This is a genomic window from Saccharothrix sp. HUAS TT1 (genome assembly GCF_040744945.1).
Taxonomy (GTDB): domain Bacteria; phylum Actinomycetota; class Actinomycetes; order Mycobacteriales; family Pseudonocardiaceae; genus Actinosynnema.
Genome location: NZ_CP160453.1, coordinates 822,143 through 838,808, shown reverse-complemented (window position 1 = coordinate 838,808; position 16,666 = coordinate 822,143). Strand labels below are relative to the sequence as shown.

Sequence of the window (16,666 nt, the reverse complement as noted above, 5' to 3'; positions counted from 1 at the left end):
GTCGAGGGCATGAGGGTCGATCCCTCAACCCGGGAGGCCGCGAAGTTGGGTGTATCAGGACCACCCCCACCCGCCTCCTGCTCTTAATCGGCCTCCCTCAGGCCAGCACCCGGGCCAGGTCGCGCCGCCCGCTGATGCCGAGCTTGGTGTAGATGCGGCCGAGGTGGTTCTCCACCGTCTTGGGCGTCACGAACAGCTCCTGCGCGATCTCCCGGTTGCCGCGCCCGGTGGCGGCGAGGTCGGCGACCCGGCGCTCGCTGGCGGTCAACGCCTCCGCGCCCGCGAGCGACGCCCGCCGCGGCCGGTCGCCCAACGCCTCCAGCGCCTCGGACGCCCGCGTCCGCAGCACCGCCGACCCGCACTCGGCGGCCAGGTCGACGGCCCGGTGCAGCGGTTCCCGCGCGTCCGAGCGCCGCCGCGCCACCCGCAGCGCCTCGCCGAGGTCCACCAGCGACCGCGCCAGGTTCAGCCGGGACGGCGACCGCTCCAGCACCCGCACCGACTCGACCAGCAGCTCCAGCCGCCGCCCCGGGTCGACGTGCGCCAGCAGCCGCAGCGCCACGCCGACCTCCGTGGCCGCGCCCCACTTCGTGGCCAGCGCCACCTGCTCCTCCGCCAGCGCCAGCGCCCCGGCCTCGTCGCCGAGCTGCAGCGCCGCGCGTGCCGCCGGGTCGCGCCACGGGATGCTCGGCGGGTCGATCCCGGCGGCCAGGGTGGCGTCGCGCTGCAGGTGCGCCTCGGCCCGCGCCCGCCTCGGGTCGCCCTGCGCCAGGGCCAGCAGCGCCTTCGGCTCGTGCAGCCAGATCGTCGGCATGATCTGCGGCGACTCGGTGTGCTCGGCGTCGAACCCGGCCAGCAGCGCCGCCGCCTCGGCCAGGTCGCCGCGCTCGAACGCCTCGTAGACCAGGAAGTGCGTGGCCGTGGCCCGGGACGCGACCACGTGCGGCACCGGGTCCTCGTGCCGCACGGCGGCCAGCGCGCCGTCCGACTCGGCGGCCACCGCGCGCATCGACCCGGTCCGCCAGTGCAGGAACGCGGCCGCGTTGGCGACCATGGCGAACTCGACCGGCGACCCGTGCGCCCGCACCCGCAGCCGGGCCCGCTCGATCTCCGGCCGGGCCGCGTCCACGCCGTCCGCGGCCACCAGGGCGATCAACGCCACCAGCCACGCCACCATCGCGTCCGTGCTGCCGGTGGCGTCGTCGAAGTACGCGCCGCTCGCCAGCGCGCGCATCGAGGTGGCGGCCACCTCGGTCGACGGCCACACCTCGTACCGGCCGGTCTGGGCGAGCAGGCCGAGCAGGGTCCGCTCGTCCGGGGTGCGGCCGGCCAGCGCCGCGTGCCCGCGCAGGTGCTCGGACGCGACCTGCCGGTGCCGCGGCGAGAACGACCGGACGACCGCCAGCCTGGCCTCCAGGTGCAGCCGCCCGGCGTCCGGCGCGCGGGCCGCGATGGCCGCGTCCAGCTCGGCGATGGCCGCGTCCAACCCGTCGACGGTGGCGGTCGCGGACGCGGCGGCGGCCAGCAGCTCCGCGTCCGGCACCTCGGCGGCGGCGATCCGCAGCTCGCGGCGGGCCGCGGCGGCGTCACCGCCGCGCAGCAGCGCCCGACCGAGTTCCGCGCGCAGCCCCGGGTCGTCGGGCCGCTCGTCCACCGCGCGCCGCAGGTGCGCCGCCGCGGTCCGCGGGTCGCCCGCCGCGAGCAGCGCGCCCGCCGCCGCCCGCAGCACGTCCACCGCCTGCGGCAGGCTGCCCCTCGGCGCGTGCGCGAGGTGCGCGGCGACCCGGTCGGCCGGCGACTTCGCCTCCCACAGCCGGGTGGCGGCGCGGGCGTGCAGGGCGGCGCGGGCCACCGGGCCCAGGTCGGCCAGCACCGCCTCGCGCACCACCGGGTGCACGAACTTGAGCTGTTCGCCGGTCAGCACGTGCGCCGAGACCAGCGCCTCCACGGCGGGCCGCAACCGGTCGGCGTCCAGCTCGGCGATCGCGCCCGCCAGCCACGGGTCGCTGCCGGTGCCGAGCACCGCCGCCGCGCCCGCCAACCGCACCGAGTCGGCGGGCAACCTGCCGAGCGCGGCGCGGAACACCGTGCTGGGGCCGAGCTTGGCGACCTCGGCCGCCGTGCCCGGCACGTCCAGCGGCAGCGCCAGCGCCTCCAGCTCGTCCACCAGCACGCCGGTCAGGAACGGGTTGCCCGCGCCCGCCGCGTGCAGCGCCGCCACCACCTCGGGCGACGGCCGCGCGCCGCGGGCGGCGACCAGCTCGGCCAGCGCGGCGGGGGTGAGCGGGCGCGGCAGCAGCCGCTCGGCCTGCCGCGACACGCTCAGCTGCGCCAGCGGCCCGTCGTTGTCCGCCGGCGGCCGGGCCGCCACGACCAGCGCGATCGGCAGGTCGGCGATCCGCCGGGACAGGTAGGCCAGGAACCGCGCCGACGACAGGTCCGCCCAGTGCGCGTCGTCCACGGTGATCAGCAGCGGCCGGGTCGCGGACAGGTCGACCGCCACCCACCACAGCGCGTGCAGCGTGCGGGCCAGCTCGGCCTCGCTCGGGTCGGCCGCCGCGCCGTCGAGCGCCCGCAGGGCGTCACCCGACGGCCCGGCCAGGATCCTCTCCCGCACCTCGCCCCGGTACCGGGAGATCGACCGCTCGACCAGCTGCCGCACCACGCCCCAGGCCATCGCGCTCTCCAGCGCGTCGCCGACGGCCTGCAACCGGCCGAAGCCGCGTTCCTTGGCCAGCGCCCTGGTGTCCTGCACGAGCCGGGTCTTGCCGATGCCCGCGCGGCCCTCGATCACCACCACCCGGCCGTCGCCCGCCGCCGCCGAGTCCAGCGCCGCGGTGATCCGCGCCAGCTCCCGACCCCGTTCGAGGGTGTTCATCCGACCAGGCGCAGCAGGCGGTCCGGGTCGCGCAGCGGGCGGCCGTGGCCGAACAGCACCAGCTTCGGCCGCAGCTCGGCCAGCCTGCGCATCGACTCCCGGTTGCGCTCGTCGTCGTGGGTCAGGAAGCTCGGCGGCGCGCTGGGCCGCAGCAGGTTGAAGAACACGTCACCGCAGATCAGCACGCCGTCGTGGTCGCGCCACAGGGCGATGTGGCCCGGCGAGTGGCCGGGCGCGTCCAGCACGGTGAACCCGGCGACCTCGTCGCCCTCGGCCAGGCCGCGGGCCACCGGGTGCGCCGGCGGCATCTTCGTGCGGGCCAGCAGGGAGCCGATCAGGCCGGGCGCGGGCACGGGGGTGGCCGTGACGATCGCCTCGGCGTCCTTCGCGCCCGTCCACAGCGGCACGTCGTACCGCTCGCACACGGCGTGGCTGGAGCCGAAGTGGTCCGGGTGCGCGTGCGTCACCACGTGGGCGGCGATCGTGCGGCCGTCGAGCTGGCGGGTGATCCGCTTGCGTGCCGCCGGCGTGCCGGCGTCGACGAGCACGTCCTCCACGAGGTAGGCGTTCACCATGTGTGGGGGACGGCCGAGCAGTTGGTGGACTCCTGGAGCCAGCGGGCGCACCGGGTGATCGTAACGTCAGCGCAGCTCAGCGGGAGGGGTTGCGGCCGAATGGACGCCGACTGCCCGGCGCCCGCCCGGCCGCCCCGCCGGCCCGGTCCCCGCCCGGTCCACTGCCAGGTCCACAGAGGACGGTCCGGTGGGCTCCCACCTAGTCGGTGAGCAGCGGCAGGCTCCGCACCCCGGTCAGGTTCGGCGAGGGCATGAACACCGGCCGCCGGTCGGGATCGGCGCGCAGCCGCGGGAAGCGGTCCAGCAGCACGTTCAGCGCGATCCGGCCCTCCAACCGGGCCAGCGGCGCGCCGAGGCAGAAGTGCACGCCGCGGCCGAAGCCCAGGTGCGGGCCGGGGTCGCGGGCGAGGTCGAAGGCGTCCGGGTCGGCGAACCGGCGCGGGTCGCGGTTGGCCGCGCCAATCCACAGCAGCAGCATCTGGTCGGCGGGGACCTCGACGCCGCCGAGCACCTGCGGCCCGTTCGTCACCCGCGCGACCGCGGCGAACGGGGTGAGCAACCGCAGCGACTCCTCGATGGCCGCCGGCACCAGCGAGCGGTCCGCGCGCACCGCGGCGAGCTGGTCCGGGTGCGCGTCCAGGCACAGCACGGTGTTGCCCAGCAGCATCGTGGTGGTGATGTGACCGGCCACCAGCAGGACGGCGGCGAAGTTGACCACCTCCGCGTCGGTCAGCCGCCGGCCGTCCACCTCGGCGTGCACGAGGTCGTTGAGCAGGCCGGGGCGCGGTGTGCGGCGGCACTGCGCGGCGTGCTCGCCCAGGTAGTCCAACATCGGCTGGAAGGTCTCGACGCGCTCGCGCAGCTCTTCCCGCTGCTTCGCCTGGTCGTCCTTCAGCGAGAGCTGGTTGGTGCTCTCGAAGAACTTGTCGACCCACAGCTCGAACAGGTCGCGGTCGCTGCTCGGCACCCCGAGCAGTTCGGCGATCACGATCACCGGCAGCGGGTAGGCGAGGTCGCGGACCAGCTCGAAGTCGTCCCCGGCGACGTGGTCGAGCAGGTCACCGGTCAGCTCGGCGATGCGCGGTTCGAGGTCCGCCACCACCTTCGGCGTGAACGCGTGGCTGACCAGGCGCCGCAGCTCGCGGTGCTCGGGCGGGTCCTGCTGGATCAGGTTGCCGCTGGTCAGCGTGTCGTCCATGGCCGGGATCAGCCGGGCGCTGTCGGACGAGAACCGGGCCCAGTCGCCCAGCACCTCGGTGCTCTCGGCGTGCCCGTAGACGTTCCAGACGCCTAATGCCTCGTCGTAGCCGACGACGTGCTCCGGTCGTTCGCCGCGCAGCCAGAACTGCTGCGGGTTGGTGTCCCACACGGTGTTCCCCCAAGTTTTCGTCGCGCCCTACGCGCGGTGGATGACGATGTCGCCCAACGAGGTGCGACCGCGCACCTCGACCTTCTCGTCGGTCTCGGCGGGCGCGTCGGCGCTCGCCAGGTCGGTGCGCACGCGGCCGGCCGCCGAGTGCACGTCCAGCCACGCGGCCGTGCCCTCCCGGACGCCGATCTCCACCCGACCGGTCTGCGTCTGCGCGACCACGGAGCCGCGCACGACCTCGTTCAGGCGGATGTGGCCGTTCGCGGTCCTGGCCCGCACGTCGCCACCGGCGTGCCCGACGAGGATGTCGCCGTTGGCGGCGCTCACCTGGACGTCGCCGGTGACCTCGCCGATCCGGGTCGCCCCGTTGGAGTTCTTGACCGTGCCGGAGCCGTCGAGCCTGCCCACCCGCAGCTCGCCGGAACCGGTCGACAGCTCGGCCCGGCCGGTGACGAGGTCGACCGCCACGTCGCCGGAGGAGGTGGTCGCCTTGAGCGCGGCCGTGCCCTCCAGCCGGATGTGCCCGGCGGACGTGGTGAAGCGGCACTCGCCCAGCGTGCCCTCGGCGCGGAAGTCGGCCAGCGAGCCGCGGGCCGTCACCTGCGAGCCGGTGGGCAGGCGCACGACGACGTCGACCGAGCCCACCCGGCCGAACAGGCCGCGCGACCGGGGCGTCCGGACCGTCAGCCGGCCCGCGGCGAAGTCCACCTCGGTGCCCTCGGCCGCCTTGACGTCCCTGGCGCTGTCGGGGTCGTTCGGCTCGACGCCGACCTCGACGTCGTCGCGGTCCGAGGCGACGACCAGGGCGCCGCCGGCGACGACGTCGAGGGTGAGCGCGATGGGCCCGGAAGTGCTGAAAGAAGGCATGGCTGTCCCCTGTGTTCGGTGTTCGCGCGGCTAGCGGACCCAGCCGGTGTAGTGCTGGGCGCCCGAGCCGCGCCCGGTCGCCCGGTCGCCGTGCCCGCCCAGCCCGGCCGCGGCGGCCCGCACCAGCCAGGTGTTGACCGAGACGCCCTCCCGGCCGGCGGCCTCCTCGACCCGGGCCTTCAGGTGCTCGGGCAGCCGCAGGTTGATCCGCGCCACCGGGCCCTCGTCCGGGACCACCGGTGGCACCTCGGTGGCACCACCGTGGCTCACCTCTGCGGGCACGGCGACGACGAACTCCGGGTCACGGCCGCGCAGCCGCACGTCCACCGATCCCGGCGCCAGGTCCCTGGTGATCTCGTCCGCAGCGGCCGAAAGGGCTTCCAGCAGCGTCAACCGGACCGCCGACTCCAGCGGGGCGGCGAGTCGTTCGGCCAGCGCCCGGGCCTCCGCGCCACCGGCCTCCGCAGCGGTGGCCAGCTCCCGGCGGAGGTTGTCGACGTACGGCGTCAAGTCCATGGCACCACTATGGCATCACCGTGGCACCACGGCAAGCGGTCGTGGTGCCACGGTGCTGTGGCGGCTGAGGGTGTCCGGCGTTCGGTCGAATGCCACCCGTTCGGCTGAAATCGTGGATCGTTGAGACCAGCGGTCATTCCGGACCGTGACCTGGAGGCGTGGCCGGCGCTCTCGCGGTCCGTCCCAGGTGGAATAAACCGATCTTCGGCGCAAGCAGGGGAGGGGTGTTGATTGTGATTGGTAGTGTGTGCCTGACCTGGGCAGATGTTCGATCGGCAACGTTGCCCGTAATTTTGCGGGCCGTTGTTGCCCGAACGGCCTAACAGAGTATCTGTGACGATGTGTAGTGAAGTGGGGTCCTGCTTCACATCGAAACCAATGCTTGCTAAAACTTCCACTTCCGTGGAAGCTTCGCCGCATGAGTTTTCGCCCTCTACCGGCGGGGCAGTGGTCGCCGGTGCCGGAACTGCCCGGCATCCCCGAAGAGCTCCGGCGCGAAGGCGCCTACCTGCCACCGCCGCTGCCCTCGGACCTGGAACTGCCCGTGGCCACCTACCGCCGGTGCGCCGAGGCCGAGCACGCGCTCGGCAGGCTGGACGAGGCGGCGGGCCGGCTGGGCGTGCGGTCCGCCCTGGTCCGGACGACGCAGGTCCGCGACGCGAACAGCTCGGCCGGGCTGTCCGGGGTGTTCGTGGGCCTGCGCGAGACGTTCGCGGCCGACCTGCTGGCGTCCCAGGACGGCCCGCCGCCGACGGACAGCGCCGCGCCGTCCCAGCTGGTCGCGCCGTTCCTGCGGGCGTGCGACCACGGCCTGGCCCGGGTCCGCGCCGGCGCGCCGGTCGACGCCGGGCTGGTCGGCGAGGTCGCCGCGATCATGACCGGCGACCACCCCGCGGGCCGCCTCCAGGACCTGCTGCGCCGCGCGCCCGGCAGGCTGGGCGTCAGCGACGAGCGGGCCTACCTGCTGACCGCCACCGGCGCGCACCTCGTCGCGCTGGTGGAGCAGTGGTCGACCTGGGTGCGCGAGGAGGACGAGCAGCCGCGGCTGGCCAAGATCGCGCTCGCGCACTACCAGCTGGAGGTGCTGCAACCGTTCCCCACCGCCAACGGGCACGTCGCGCGCACGTTCTCGGTGCTGGAGATGGTGCGGTGCGGGCTGGTCCGCGACCCGGTGCTGCCGCTGTCGGAGTGGCTGGACAGCGCGCTGGACCGGTACCAGTGGCTGATCCGCGAGGTGGTCGACACCGGTCGGGTGGACCTGTGGGTGGAGTTCTTCGCCACCGCCGTCCGCGACCAGGCCCTGGCCCAGCTGCGGCTGATCGGCCGGCTGGAGGCGCTGGCCGCCGACTACGCCGCCCGGCTGCCGCGCAAGGGCAGGCTGCCGGCGGTGGCGGCGGAGCTGATCGGGTTCCCGGTGGTCGACCACCGGTCCCTGCGCACCCGGTACGGCATAACCGCGAAGGCCGCCACCGACCTCACCGCCCGGCTGGTCGAGCTGGAGGTGCTGGTGCCGTGGGAACACCTCGGCTACCGGCGGGTGTTCCTGTGCCGGGACGTGCTGCGCCTGCTGGCCGACGACCCGGACACGACCGCGTGACCGGGCCTCAGGGCGCCGGGTCCCCGGCCTCCAGCTCGGCGACCAGGTCGCGCACCCGTTGCGCGGCGTCGTCGTCGGCGCCGATGAGCAGGGCCAGCGCGCGGTTGAACCGCCGGTGCGCCACCGGCCGGTTGCCCGAGCGCCACAGCGCGCGCCCCAGCAGGGTCAGGCACTCGGCGCGCTCAGTGGGGCCGGCGTGCTCGGCGGGGTCTGCGGAGTCGGCGGGGTCGGGCAGCTCCTCGAACAGCCGGTCGGCCCGGGACAGGTACTTGACCGCCGAGTCGAACCGGCCGACCTCGACCATCAGCTCGCCGAGGTGGGCCAGCGCGCGGGCCGCGCCGGGCCGGTCGTCGTGCAGCAGGCGCAGTTCCAGCACCTCGTCGGCGCACCCGATGACCTTGTGCAGCCTGCCCTGGGCGCGGTAGGTGGCGGCGAGGTCGTGCAGCGCCCCGGCGGCGGCGTCCGGGTCGTCGTCGCGGAGGCGGTGGACGGCAAGCTCGCGCATGCCCGCGACGGCGGCCAGGCGCAGCGAGCCCCGCGCCCGCAGGGACACCGCGGCGCGGCGGAAGCCGGTGGCCAGCAGGAGGGACGTCGGCAGCGCGGCGGCGAGGTCGGCCCCGACGTCGAGCAGGGCGCGCGACCACTCCTCGTCGGCGTCGGGCGGGACCACCGGCCACACGTCGGCGAACAGCGCGACCGCCACCTCAGGCTCGCCGACCGCGTCCCGCAGCGCGGCCGGCACGTCGTCGCGGTGCGCGTTGAACCAGGCGTTCCCGGGGGTCCGCAGCGCGGCCGGTAAGTCCCGGCGCAGCCGCGCCGCCGTGTGCCGTGGCTCGTCGCTCACCTGGCGCCATCCTCTCGCGGTCCCACCACTGGTCTTCATCGCTCTGCGACGTCACTTGATCACGAGTGTCAACCAAACGGGTGAGTCCGCACACCGCTGAAGTGGCGGTCTCTCGGCGAGTCCGATCACACGTGCGCGGGACCGGGACGCCACGGACCGTCATCACCGCTGGATGGGGACGACCTCGAACAGGTCGTGGAACTGCAGCGGCGCGAGCGCCGTCAACGCCCCGCCGATGAACGCCGGACCGGGCTGCAGCTCGCCGCTGAGGACGCGCGCGACCGTCGAGCGGTTGACGTCCATCGCCTTGGCCAGCGCGTAGTCCGACCGGTACCCGGCCAGCCGGGCGGCTTTGGTGAAGAAATCGGTGCGGAGCTTGATCGTGTTCGGCATGGCCAGCCTCGTGTTGTGCGCGCCAAACTCATGTTCTGTGGTCACAACGCTAGCAGTGTGCTGTGTGGACGCAACCAACGTTGTGCTTGCACAACAAGGGTTTCCGGGCGTACCTGGGGGGAGTGCGCACCGAACGTTGTGCGCGCGCACGTAACATGGAGGGGTGACCGCAGACGAGAGCGTGGACTCGCCCTGGTGGGACTTCGTCCAGCGGCAGCTGGACGACCGGGGGATGTCCACAGCGGACCTGGCCGCGCGGACCGGTTTGGACCGGAGCCGGTTCACCGAGTGGCGCAAGGGCAAGGGGCCGACGCTGGACACCGCCCGGCTGGTCGCCAAGGCGTTCGGCATGAGCCCGCTGGAGGTCATGGTGAAGGCCCAGCTGCTCACCGCCCAGGAGGTGGCCCTCCGCGACGCCGCCCCCGACCCCGCCGTGCTGACGAACCAGCAGCTGCTGGCCGAGCTGGGTCGCCGCCTCGGCCGGCCGTCCCCGGGACAGTCCTAACGCGACACACCGAGGATGAGCCCGGCGCCGCGCTCGGCGCCCCCGCCGGCGCGCACGGCCTCCCGCATCCGGTCGAGGTTGCGGCGGATCGAGCGGTCGGCGGCGACCCGTTCGACCGCGGCCCGCAGGTCGCCGCCGTGCTCCAGGCGCTCGCCGAGGCCCAGCTCCTGGACGCGGTCGGCGTTGGCGGCCTGCTCCGGCGTCCGCGGCGCCGCGACGAGCGGGACGCCCGCGTGCAGCGCCTCCATCGTCGAGTTCATCCCGGCGTGCGTGACGAACGCCCGCGCGTGCCGCAGCACCGAGGGTTGCGGGAACCAGTCCCGGACGTCCGCGTTCGCCGGGGCGTCGGCCCGGGCGGGCGCGTTCAGGGCGACCTGCCAGGCGCCGTCGGCGAAGGCGTCGAGGCAGGCCCGGTGGAACGCCGGGTCGGTCATGATCGAGCCGAGCGAGACGTAGAGCAGCGGCAGGTCGGGGTGCTTCGGCGTCCAGGGCTCGGTGGCCCGGCGGCCGAGCAGGGGCCCGATGAAGTGGAACGTCGCGTCGAAGGTCTCCCCGGCGGGCTGGAACTCGCGCGGCAGGAACACCAGGTTCAGCCGCTCGGGCGCGTCGACCGTGCCGACCACGTCCAGCTCGACCCCGTGCTCCTCGGCGAACCGCGCGCAGTCGTCCGCGACGACGTGCGCCTCGTCCGGCATTGGCAAGGTGAACGAGTCGTTGGACGCGAGGTGCGGCAGGCAGCGGACCGCCGGCACCCCCAGCTCCCGCGCGACGAGCCGCGCGGGCCAGTTGGTCGCGTCGTAGCAGATGACGTCGGGCCGCCGCGCCAGGCAGTGCTCCCGCAGCACGGGGTAGACCGCCCGCATGGCCTCGAAGTAGTGCCGGAACCACTCCGCCACCGCCCGGTCCCCCGTTCCGACCGGCCGGAACGGCGGCAACCCCGGCAACCCCACCCACCGCGCCCCCGCCGCCACGACCGCCCGCGCGTTCTCGCCACCCGTCGCGTACCGAACCCGACAACCCCGCCCGACCAACTCTTCGACCAGCGCCAACGTGGGCGTGACGTGACCGTGACCGGTGAGGGTGACGAAGAGAACGTCCACGGGCCTCCTTCCGCCGGACGGAGCTTCCCGACCCACAACGCCGTCGCGCAACCGATTTACTGCCAGTCCCTTGGTGGCACCGGACCGTCGTGTGTCCATAATGGATTTTGGTGACCGGGGTTGTCCCGGTCCGGCGCTCACGTGCCGCTGCTGACGAGGTGCGGTGAACGTTGCCGGCGTTTGGTGCGCGACTCGTCAACGCCCGACGGCAGCGTGGGGGCCATGAGCGAACTCGTCACCGTGACCAGTGCCCGCAACGACTCCCCGACCACTCGACAGCCGGACTCCAGGGGCGACCGCGCCTCGATCGGCACGGCACTGCTCGACCAGCCCCGGACCACCACCGGATGACCACCGACCAGGCTCGCCCCCGCGGCCAACCGCCCGTGTCGGACGTGGCTCGGGCACAACCAGTCCCAGCCCGCTCGTGAAGGACGGCCGGGCGCCCTTCGGCACGCCGCAGTCCCGACCACGATCGACCGCGGCGCGGCGGCGATCGAGGTCGACGGACCACGAGGGCGGAGCCCAGGGCGTTCGGCCGTTCGGCGGTGGTTCCGCGGAGGGCGGCGCACGGGGCGGATTCCGGCTGACGGCGACTGCCGGAAAAGATCAAGCCCCGGCCGCGTTTCCGCTGGCCAGGGCCTGATTCACCCGGCGAAAGGTGAGTGCCCCCGGCAGGATTCGAACCTGCGACACACGGTTTAGGAAGGCTCGTGGGGCAAGCGGTCTCTCGTACCTCATGACCTGCGCAAACACTGCCCTGAACTCCAGCACCTCGCCGACCCGGTCCGCGAGGAGTCCGCAGTCCTCGCGCTGTCACTCTCCAGCGCCTTGGTCCTCGCCAACCTCATGGCCCGTTGGCAAGACGGCGAAGCCGTCGCGGCAGCCGATCGCCGTGCCCGGCCCACCGTAGCTGCGTGACCGCGCGATCGTCCCGACTGGCGAACCTCGGGACTCCTCGGCCTCCAGCTCGCCACCACCTCGCGCGCCGCCTCCGGACCACGTGCACCGACTCCGCGCACGGCCGACGGGCGGAGCGAAGCGGGAGCCCGGCGTGCCGTGATGCGGGGAGTCGGTGCCAACGTGCGTCCTGCCCAGCCGCGCGCTGCCGCAGGTGGCGCGGGTCTTGATCCCGTAGAGCCCAATTCGGCAACATCTGCACTGCTCGACAATGGCGGTGTTAGTTCTGAGGCGCTACGGTTGCTGCGTGCCGAGAGTGTTCATGAGCTACGCCCACGAGAGCAGTGCTGTCGTACAACGTATAGCCGCATTGCTGACGCAGGCCGGAATCGATGTTACAACTGACGTAGGCGAAGTCTCTACTGGGCAGAATTGGAACACCAGTATAGGTCAATTCGTTAGGGCTAGCGATGTCGTTGTATTGCTATACCCTCCTGAATCTCTGGCTTCGTCTCAGCAGTTTATCGAAATCGAAGCTGCTTTGTCGCGTGATCTTGAAAAGCGTGGAGCTGAACTGATACCGGTACTTGCTGAAGCAACTGAAGTGCCGCCCAGTCTGCGTGGCAGGGCCTGGATCGATCTGAGTGGGAACTTTGTCTCCGGGGTTCAGGTGCTGGTAGGACAGATTCAGGCACTTTCTGCAGTCGACTTTTCCAAGATCGGACCACGGGAATTCGAGAATCTTGTTGCCGATTTGCTGCGGGCACTGGACTTCGAACTGGAGGACGTCAGGCATCGGGTTGATCCCGAAGTGGACATCCGGGCAACATATAAACGTGTTGACCCTTTCGGGCAGCTTGAAACTGAGTCGTGGGTCGTAGATACCAAGCTGTATGCACATCAGCGCGTTAACGTGCCCGCTATTAGACAGTTGGCCGCGTATGTTTCACTGGCACGAGGGCGAACGCGTGGATTGTTTGTCACCAACGCTCATCTTACGTCGGTGGCAAAGGAGTATCTTCTGGAGTTGGAAGGTACTCGAAACCTCAGTTTGACTGTCCTCGACGGAATTTTGCTAAGACGACTACTTCGTCAGTTCCCCAGTATTGTGATGCGATACTTCGGTGGCGATGCAAAGGCTACAGTCTGATGGCGAGCGCCGAGGAGATCCTGCGAAATCGCCTCGACGCCGTTCCGCCGGGTGTGACGGGGTGGAAGCTGTTTGAAGAGGTGGCTACAGAGGCTCTGTGTCATCTACTAGTGCCCCCACTGACTAGTCCGACCATTCAGGCGCGATCGTACTCTGGAATCGACCGCCGAGATGCAATCTTTCCGAATCGGAATCACGACAGCTCGAACCATTGGGGAATGCTTTACCGTGAGCTAGATGCTCGCATGATTCTTGTCGAGTTCAAGAACTACGACAATTCCGAGGTGGGGAAGGGGAGGTAAACCAAACCCGAAATTACCTCACTATGACCATGGGTCGACTCGCGTTGATGGTTGTGAGTAAGGAGCCGAACGAAGCAGCGCACATTAAGAGGAACAGTATATATAGTGAAGATAGGAAGGTAATCATATTCTTGACCGTAGACCACCTCAAGGAGATGTTGCACATGAAGGAGCGTGGTGAGGATCCTACAGACCTCATTGTCGATGCAGTCGAACGGTTCTATATCGAATGGGAATAGTCGACCTCGGTCGATGTCCTTTGTGCTGGTAACGGAGTATGCGGTTATGGCTGGACGCGAAAATCTCTATGGTAGCGCCTATGGCATCGCGGAAAGTATGTTGGTTTCGCTACCTCGTAGATGGAAGCACGTTCTTGGCGTGGCCCGTCGCGCGAGATCGGTGCGCCAGGTGTTTTCCGATGAGGACGCTGATGTCCTGGCTTCGGCGGCCATCCTTCATGACATTGGCTATTCGGACCAGGTGAAAGTGACTGGGTTTCATCCGCTCGACGGCGCGAAGTTTCTTCGGAATCAACAAATCGCGCCACGTGTCTGTGCCCTTGTTGCCCATCATTCGTGCGCATATCGAGAAGCTGAACTGCGGGGCTTGTCATCCGAACTGTACGCTTGGCCTGACGAAGGTACGTCGGTTCGTGATGCGTTGTGGTGGGCGGATATGACTACTTCGCCTGATGGTGATTCGACTAATGTGCACGATCGAATAGAGGAAATCCAGAAAAGGTATGGCACGCAGAATCTGGTAAGCGTGTTCATCAATCAGGCGAAAGACGAACTGATAGGTGCTGTCGAGCGGACTGAGGAGCGGTTGCGGACCGCTGGAATGGGTCACTTGGCGAAGTAGGGGGTATTTCGCGGTTCGAAGCCGTGTTCGATCCGGAGGCGGATTGAGGGGTGGATGTTGAGGGCTTCGAGGTCTTCGCGGGCTATCCAGTGGACTTCGCTGGACTCGTTGCTTGTGCGCAGCTCGCCTCCGATGGGTTGAGCGCGGAAGCAGATGGAGAACTCTTGGCGGACTTCGCCGTCCGTGTAGGAGATGACGTGGGCCGGGTTGGAGTAGACGCCGATGATGTCGGTGGGGTCTACGTCGATGCCGGTCTCTTCCTTGACCTCTCGGATGACGGTGTGGCCGATGGTCTCGCCTACGTCTTGGGCTCCGCCGGGGATGGAGTAGAGGTCGTTGTCGGTGCGGCGGATCATGAGTAGGCGGCCTTGGTCGTCCTGGACGAACGCGGTTACGGCTACGACGATGTTGGTCGCCTTGGGGGCGTTGGGGTCGTTGTAGTGGTCGGTGCGCGCCATGTCCCCTGCCTACCACTTGGGTGGCTTGGCGTCGTCCCAGACGCCCTGGAAGCTCTCGGCGTAGGTCTCAAAGAGGTCGCCTCCGGAGAGGCGTCGCAGGTGCAGGACCGGGGCGTGAGCTGCCATGAAGCCGTGGACGTGGGTGTTGACCAGCATCTCGTCATCGAAGCGGTAGATCGAGTTGTAGAGCGTCGTGCGGTGGCAGCGGACCTCGGCGTGGCCGGTGTCGGCGAGTGGCTTGAAGAACGCGAGGGCGTTGCGGACCTTGGCGGCGAGGGTGCCCTTGCCGATGCCTTCTTCCTCACTGCGGCGGGCTACCTCGCGGCTGGCGGGGTCGCCCAGGAGTAGGCGGATCTTGACGCCTGCCTCGGCCTTCTGGCGGAAGGTCTTGATCAGACTCGGGTTGTCGGTCAGGAACATGCCCGAATAGATCAAGATCGAGATGTTCAGACGGGCCTGGTCTACCAGGTGGGTCCACTGCTCCTGGGGGACGGAGTGGCGGTGTGGGTAGACCTGCACGACCTCCGATTGAGTGATCTCCTTCTTGGTATCCGGGGCGAGTGCGTTGGGCCAGAGGTAGGTCTCGGCCTCGCGGACCATGGCCGCGATGGTGCGCCGGTGACGGGGGTACGGGGTGCGATCGAGGTTGATCCAGCGTTCGACCGTCTTGGGGTCTACACCGGTGGCTTTGGCCACCTGGTTGAGGTCGAAACCGTTGCGCAGCAACGAGTCTCGTAGGCGTTGGTTCGGCACGGTTCCCCCTGTGGAACGAGTCGGGACGTCTTCAAGGTATCAAGGACGTCTTTAGATGTCCCGCCCTGCGGTGCTGGCGTCCCTGATTTCTGTCGAAAGTGGTCGGTGTCAAGGTGCTGGACCAGAGGTCCAGCCGACGCTGACGACAGGAGAACGGCTGTGGCGATTTCAGGTGGGAGCAGGCTCCCCACGTCGCACGACTTCGTGTTTCCCCGTGGCGCGCTGGTGATGGGTGTGGAACCGGTGCTCAGGTTCCAGCCGGCGGAGGAGCGGGCGAAGGGGCTGCCGGTTGCGCAGGAGACGGACAAGGAGTCCGGGCTGTTGGTGTGGTCGGTGTTGGTGATCGACCAGGCGGCGGAGCGGAAGTCGGACGCCGTGGTGACGGTGAAGATCGCGGCTCCTCATCAGCCGGTGCCGCCGGAGGCGATCGCGGGGACGGATGTGCGGCCGGTGGTGTTCGAGGGGTTGACGGTGACGCCGTGGATTGACGACAAGGCGTGTCGGGGGAGCCATGGGGGTGAGCGGCATCGGTGTCGGGCGAAGCTGGGGTACAGCCTGCGGGCCTCGGGCATGAAGCCGGTTGTCGTCAAGACCGCGTCCAAGGCGGCGTGACGATGGCTGGGGACATGGTCCGGCTTCACGTGACCGACGACCTGCCCATCCGGGCCCTTCCGATGACGTTCGCGGATCGGGTGGAGCTGCGCTTCGGCAACGCCTTCCCGGCCGTGGTGGTGATCGACCGGGATTCGATCAACAGGATGCGGTCGGCGTTGTCCCAGGCGGCGGAGGCGATGGGCATCGTGGGGGATGAGTGGGAGTGAACCCCTCGGAGGAGTTGTGGTCGGCTGTGCGCTCGGCGACGACGCTTCGGCAGGCCCATGACACGTTGGTGAAGGTGTTGCCCTCGCCTGAGGCGGCTCAGGTGCAGTGGCTGGATTTCCATCGGCGGTCGTCGGAGGTGTACCGGCGGATCGCGGAAGTGGATCGGGGGCGGCGGCGGGAGGCGCGGTTCCTCGCCGAGCTGCATCGGGAGAAGGCGGAGAAGGTCGCGCATGCGCTCGCGTCCGGGGTCACTGCTCGTGCCGCGAGCCGGCAGGCGGCTGTGGTGGCCGAGTTCAACCAGGGGATCAGGCTGCGTGAGGACATGTTCGCCAAGGCCATGCGGTTGGCGGCGTTCCGCTCGGACTACGCGTTGGCGAAGGCGATGGGACTTCACCGGTCCACGCTGAAGCGGGTGCGTGCCGGTGAGCTGCGGCCTGGTGGGCGGTTCATCAGCGGCGCGTTGAAGGCTCTCGCGCCATTCGACTTCGAGGACCTGTTCGAGGTCGAGACCCAGGAGTGACGGTGCGGCCGGTGGAGTCGGGCTCGCACGGCAAGTGATCAGAATTGCTGGTTGGTGGGGTCGCGCGGGAAACAGGTTCGAGTCTTGGTGGGCTGAAGCTGTTTCCCGGCGACGCACCGACCGGATCTTTCGCGTGCTTTCGTTACCACACAAGGGATTCCGGTCATGTCGAGGCTATCGGTACGTGGGGTGCGTGCGTCAAGTCGGCGCGATGCCCCGTCCGTGTGGAAGTTGTCCAACGGTCGCCCCTGTGGGG

General features: G+C 70.1%; 18 protein-coding genes. 8 read left to right on the top strand and 10 right to left on the bottom strand.

Annotation, left to right across the window (positions count from 1 at the left end; all coding sequences use genetic code 11):
• Positions 1-97: 97 nt before the first annotated feature.
• The 5 genes from AB0F89_RS04075 to AB0F89_RS04055 form a co-directional block, all read right to left on the bottom strand.
• The gene (locus AB0F89_RS04075; protein WP_367132665.1) at positions 98-2,878 is read right to left on the bottom strand and encodes an AAA family ATPase; all 2,781 of its coding nucleotides are present in this window, start codon (positions 2,876-2,878) and stop codon (positions 98-100) included.
• Positions 2,875-3,504 (bottom strand): MBL fold metallo-hydrolase, encoded by a 630-nt coding sequence (locus AB0F89_RS04070; RefSeq protein ID WP_367132663.1) that lies wholly within the window; start codon positions 3,502-3,504, stop codon positions 2,875-2,877. The genes AB0F89_RS04075 and AB0F89_RS04070 overlap by 4 nt, the downstream gene beginning before the upstream one ends.
• Positions 3,505-3,652: 148 nt before the next feature.
• On the bottom strand, positions 3,653-4,822 hold the full coding sequence (locus AB0F89_RS04065; RefSeq protein WP_367132661.1) for a cytochrome P450: 1,170 nt from the start codon (positions 4,820-4,822) through the stop codon (positions 3,653-3,655).
• 27 nt (positions 4,823-4,849) lie between these two features.
• Positions 4,850-5,689, bottom strand: coding sequence for a DUF4097 domain-containing protein (locus AB0F89_RS04060; protein ID WP_367132659.1), 840 nt, complete (start codon positions 5,687-5,689; stop codon positions 4,850-4,852).
• A gap of 30 nt (positions 5,690-5,719) precedes the next feature.
• A complete protein-coding gene (locus AB0F89_RS04055; protein WP_367132657.1) occupies positions 5,720-6,205 on the bottom strand; it encodes a toxin-antitoxin system HicB family antitoxin in 486 nt (161 codons plus the stop codon).
• A 418-nt stretch (positions 6,206-6,623) separates the two neighbouring features.
• On the opposite strand from AB0F89_RS04055, the gene AB0F89_RS04050 reads away from it, so the two are divergent.
• On the top strand, positions 6,624-7,802 hold the full coding sequence (locus tag AB0F89_RS04050; RefSeq protein WP_367132656.1) for a Fic family protein: 1,179 nt from the start codon (positions 6,624-6,626) through the stop codon (positions 7,800-7,802).
• A 7-nt stretch (positions 7,803-7,809) separates the two neighbouring features.
• On the opposite strand, the gene AB0F89_RS04045 is transcribed toward AB0F89_RS04050, so the two are convergent.
• Entirely contained in the window at positions 7,810-8,646 is an 837-nt protein-coding gene (locus AB0F89_RS04045) for a tetratricopeptide repeat protein (RefSeq protein ID WP_367132655.1), read from the bottom strand.
• A 162-nt stretch (positions 8,647-8,808) separates the two neighbouring features.
• Positions 8,809-9,039: a transcriptional regulator gene (locus AB0F89_RS04040; RefSeq protein WP_367132654.1), complete on the bottom strand. Its 231-nt coding sequence runs from the start codon at positions 9,037-9,039 to the stop codon at positions 8,809-8,811.
• A gap of 163 nt (positions 9,040-9,202) precedes the next feature.
• On the opposite strand from AB0F89_RS04040, the gene AB0F89_RS04035 reads away from it, so the two are divergent.
• A complete protein-coding gene (locus tag AB0F89_RS04035) occupies positions 9,203-9,544 on the top strand; it encodes a helix-turn-helix domain-containing protein (protein WP_367132653.1) in 342 nt (113 codons plus the stop codon).
• Here AB0F89_RS04035 and AB0F89_RS04030 read toward each other — a convergent pair.
• A complete protein-coding gene (locus tag AB0F89_RS04030) occupies positions 9,541-10,644 on the bottom strand; it encodes a macrolide family glycosyltransferase (RefSeq protein WP_367132652.1) in 1,104 nt (367 codons plus the stop codon). The genes AB0F89_RS04035 and AB0F89_RS04030 overlap by 4 nt on opposite strands.
• 222 nt (positions 10,645-10,866) lie before the next feature.
• On the opposite strand from AB0F89_RS04030, the gene AB0F89_RS04025 reads away from it, so the two are divergent.
• The 3 genes from AB0F89_RS04025 to AB0F89_RS04015 all read left to right on the top strand — a co-directional run bounded on the left by AB0F89_RS04025 (position 10,867) and on the right by AB0F89_RS04015 (position 13,857).
• Positions 10,867-10,995, top strand: coding sequence for a hypothetical protein (locus AB0F89_RS04025; RefSeq protein WP_367132650.1), 129 nt, complete (start codon positions 10,867-10,869; stop codon positions 10,993-10,995).
• Positions 10,996-11,851: 856 nt separating this feature from the next.
• On the top strand, positions 11,852-12,694 hold the full coding sequence (locus tag AB0F89_RS04020; protein WP_367132648.1) for a TIR domain-containing protein: 843 nt from the start codon (positions 11,852-11,854) through the stop codon (positions 12,692-12,694).
• Positions 12,695-13,248: 554 nt separating this feature from the next.
• Positions 13,249-13,857: an HD domain-containing protein gene (locus tag AB0F89_RS04015; RefSeq protein ID WP_367132646.1), complete on the top strand. Its 609-nt coding sequence runs from the start codon at positions 13,249-13,251 to the stop codon at positions 13,855-13,857.
• Here the strand turns inward: AB0F89_RS04015 and AB0F89_RS04010 are convergent.
• Together AB0F89_RS04010 and AB0F89_RS04005 are read right to left on the bottom strand one after the other, a co-directional pair.
• On the bottom strand, positions 13,842-14,315 hold the full coding sequence (locus AB0F89_RS04010; RefSeq protein ID WP_367132644.1) for an NUDIX hydrolase: 474 nt from the start codon (positions 14,313-14,315) through the stop codon (positions 13,842-13,844). The two genes, AB0F89_RS04015 and AB0F89_RS04010, sit on opposite strands and share 16 nt — an antisense overlap.
• 9 nt (positions 14,316-14,324) lie before the next feature.
• Positions 14,325-15,068: a DUF5919 domain-containing protein gene (locus tag AB0F89_RS04005; RefSeq protein ID WP_367132642.1), complete on the bottom strand. Its 744-nt coding sequence runs from the start codon at positions 15,066-15,068 to the stop codon at positions 14,325-14,327.
• Positions 15,069-15,296: 228 nt separating this feature from the next.
• Here AB0F89_RS04005 and AB0F89_RS04000 point away from each other — a divergent pair, with 228 nt between their 5' ends.
• The 3 genes from AB0F89_RS04000 to AB0F89_RS03990 are packed head-to-tail and all read left to right on the top strand — an operon-like array spanning position 15,297 to position 16,410.
• Positions 15,297-15,680, top strand: coding sequence for a plasmid replication, integration and excision activator (locus tag AB0F89_RS04000; protein WP_367138697.1), 384 nt, complete (start codon positions 15,297-15,299; stop codon positions 15,678-15,680).
• Positions 15,681-15,694: 14 nt separating this feature from the next.
• The gene (locus AB0F89_RS03995) at positions 15,695-15,889 is read left to right on the top strand and encodes a hypothetical protein (RefSeq protein WP_367132640.1); all 195 of its coding nucleotides are present in this window, start codon (positions 15,695-15,697) and stop codon (positions 15,887-15,889) included.
• Entirely contained in the window at positions 15,886-16,410 is a 525-nt protein-coding gene (locus AB0F89_RS03990; protein ID WP_367132638.1) for an AMED_5909 family protein, read from the top strand. Before AB0F89_RS03995 ends, AB0F89_RS03990 begins: the two co-directional genes overlap by 4 nt.
• Positions 16,411-16,666 lie beyond the last annotated feature (256 nt).

What these genes read in the sequence shown, in the direction of transcription:
- AB0F89_RS04075 (WP_367132665.1), bottom strand. Translation starts at nt 2,878, where the DNA reads ATGAACACCCTCGAACGGGGTCGGGAGCTGGCGCGGATCACCGCGGCG.
- AB0F89_RS04060 (WP_367132659.1), bottom strand. Translation starts at nt 5,689, where the DNA reads ATGCCTTCTTTCAGCACTTCCGGGCCCATCGCGCTCACCCTCGACGTC.
- AB0F89_RS04055 (WP_367132657.1), bottom strand. Translation starts at nt 6,205, where the DNA reads ATGGACTTGACGCCGTACGTCGACAACCTCCGCCGGGAGCTGGCCACC.
- AB0F89_RS04050 (WP_367132656.1), top strand. Translation starts at nt 6,624, where the DNA reads ATGAGTTTTCGCCCTCTACCGGCGGGGCAGTGGTCGCCGGTGCCGGAA.
- AB0F89_RS04040 (WP_367132654.1), bottom strand. Translation starts at nt 9,039, where the DNA reads ATGCCGAACACGATCAAGCTCCGCACCGATTTCTTCACCAAAGCCGCC.
- AB0F89_RS04025 (WP_367132650.1), top strand. Translation starts at nt 10,867, where the DNA reads ATGAGCGAACTCGTCACCGTGACCAGTGCCCGCAACGACTCCCCGACC.
- AB0F89_RS04015 (WP_367132646.1), top strand. Translation starts at nt 13,249, where the DNA reads ATGTCCTTTGTGCTGGTAACGGAGTATGCGGTTATGGCTGGACGCGAA.
- AB0F89_RS04010 (WP_367132644.1), bottom strand. Translation starts at nt 14,315, where the DNA reads ATGGCGCGCACCGACCACTACAACGACCCCAACGCCCCCAAGGCGACC.
- AB0F89_RS04000 (WP_367138697.1), top strand. Translation starts at nt 15,297, where the DNA reads ATGGGTGTGGAACCGGTGCTCAGGTTCCAGCCGGCGGAGGAGCGGGCG.
- AB0F89_RS03995 (WP_367132640.1), top strand. Translation starts at nt 15,695, where the DNA reads ATGGTCCGGCTTCACGTGACCGACGACCTGCCCATCCGGGCCCTTCCG.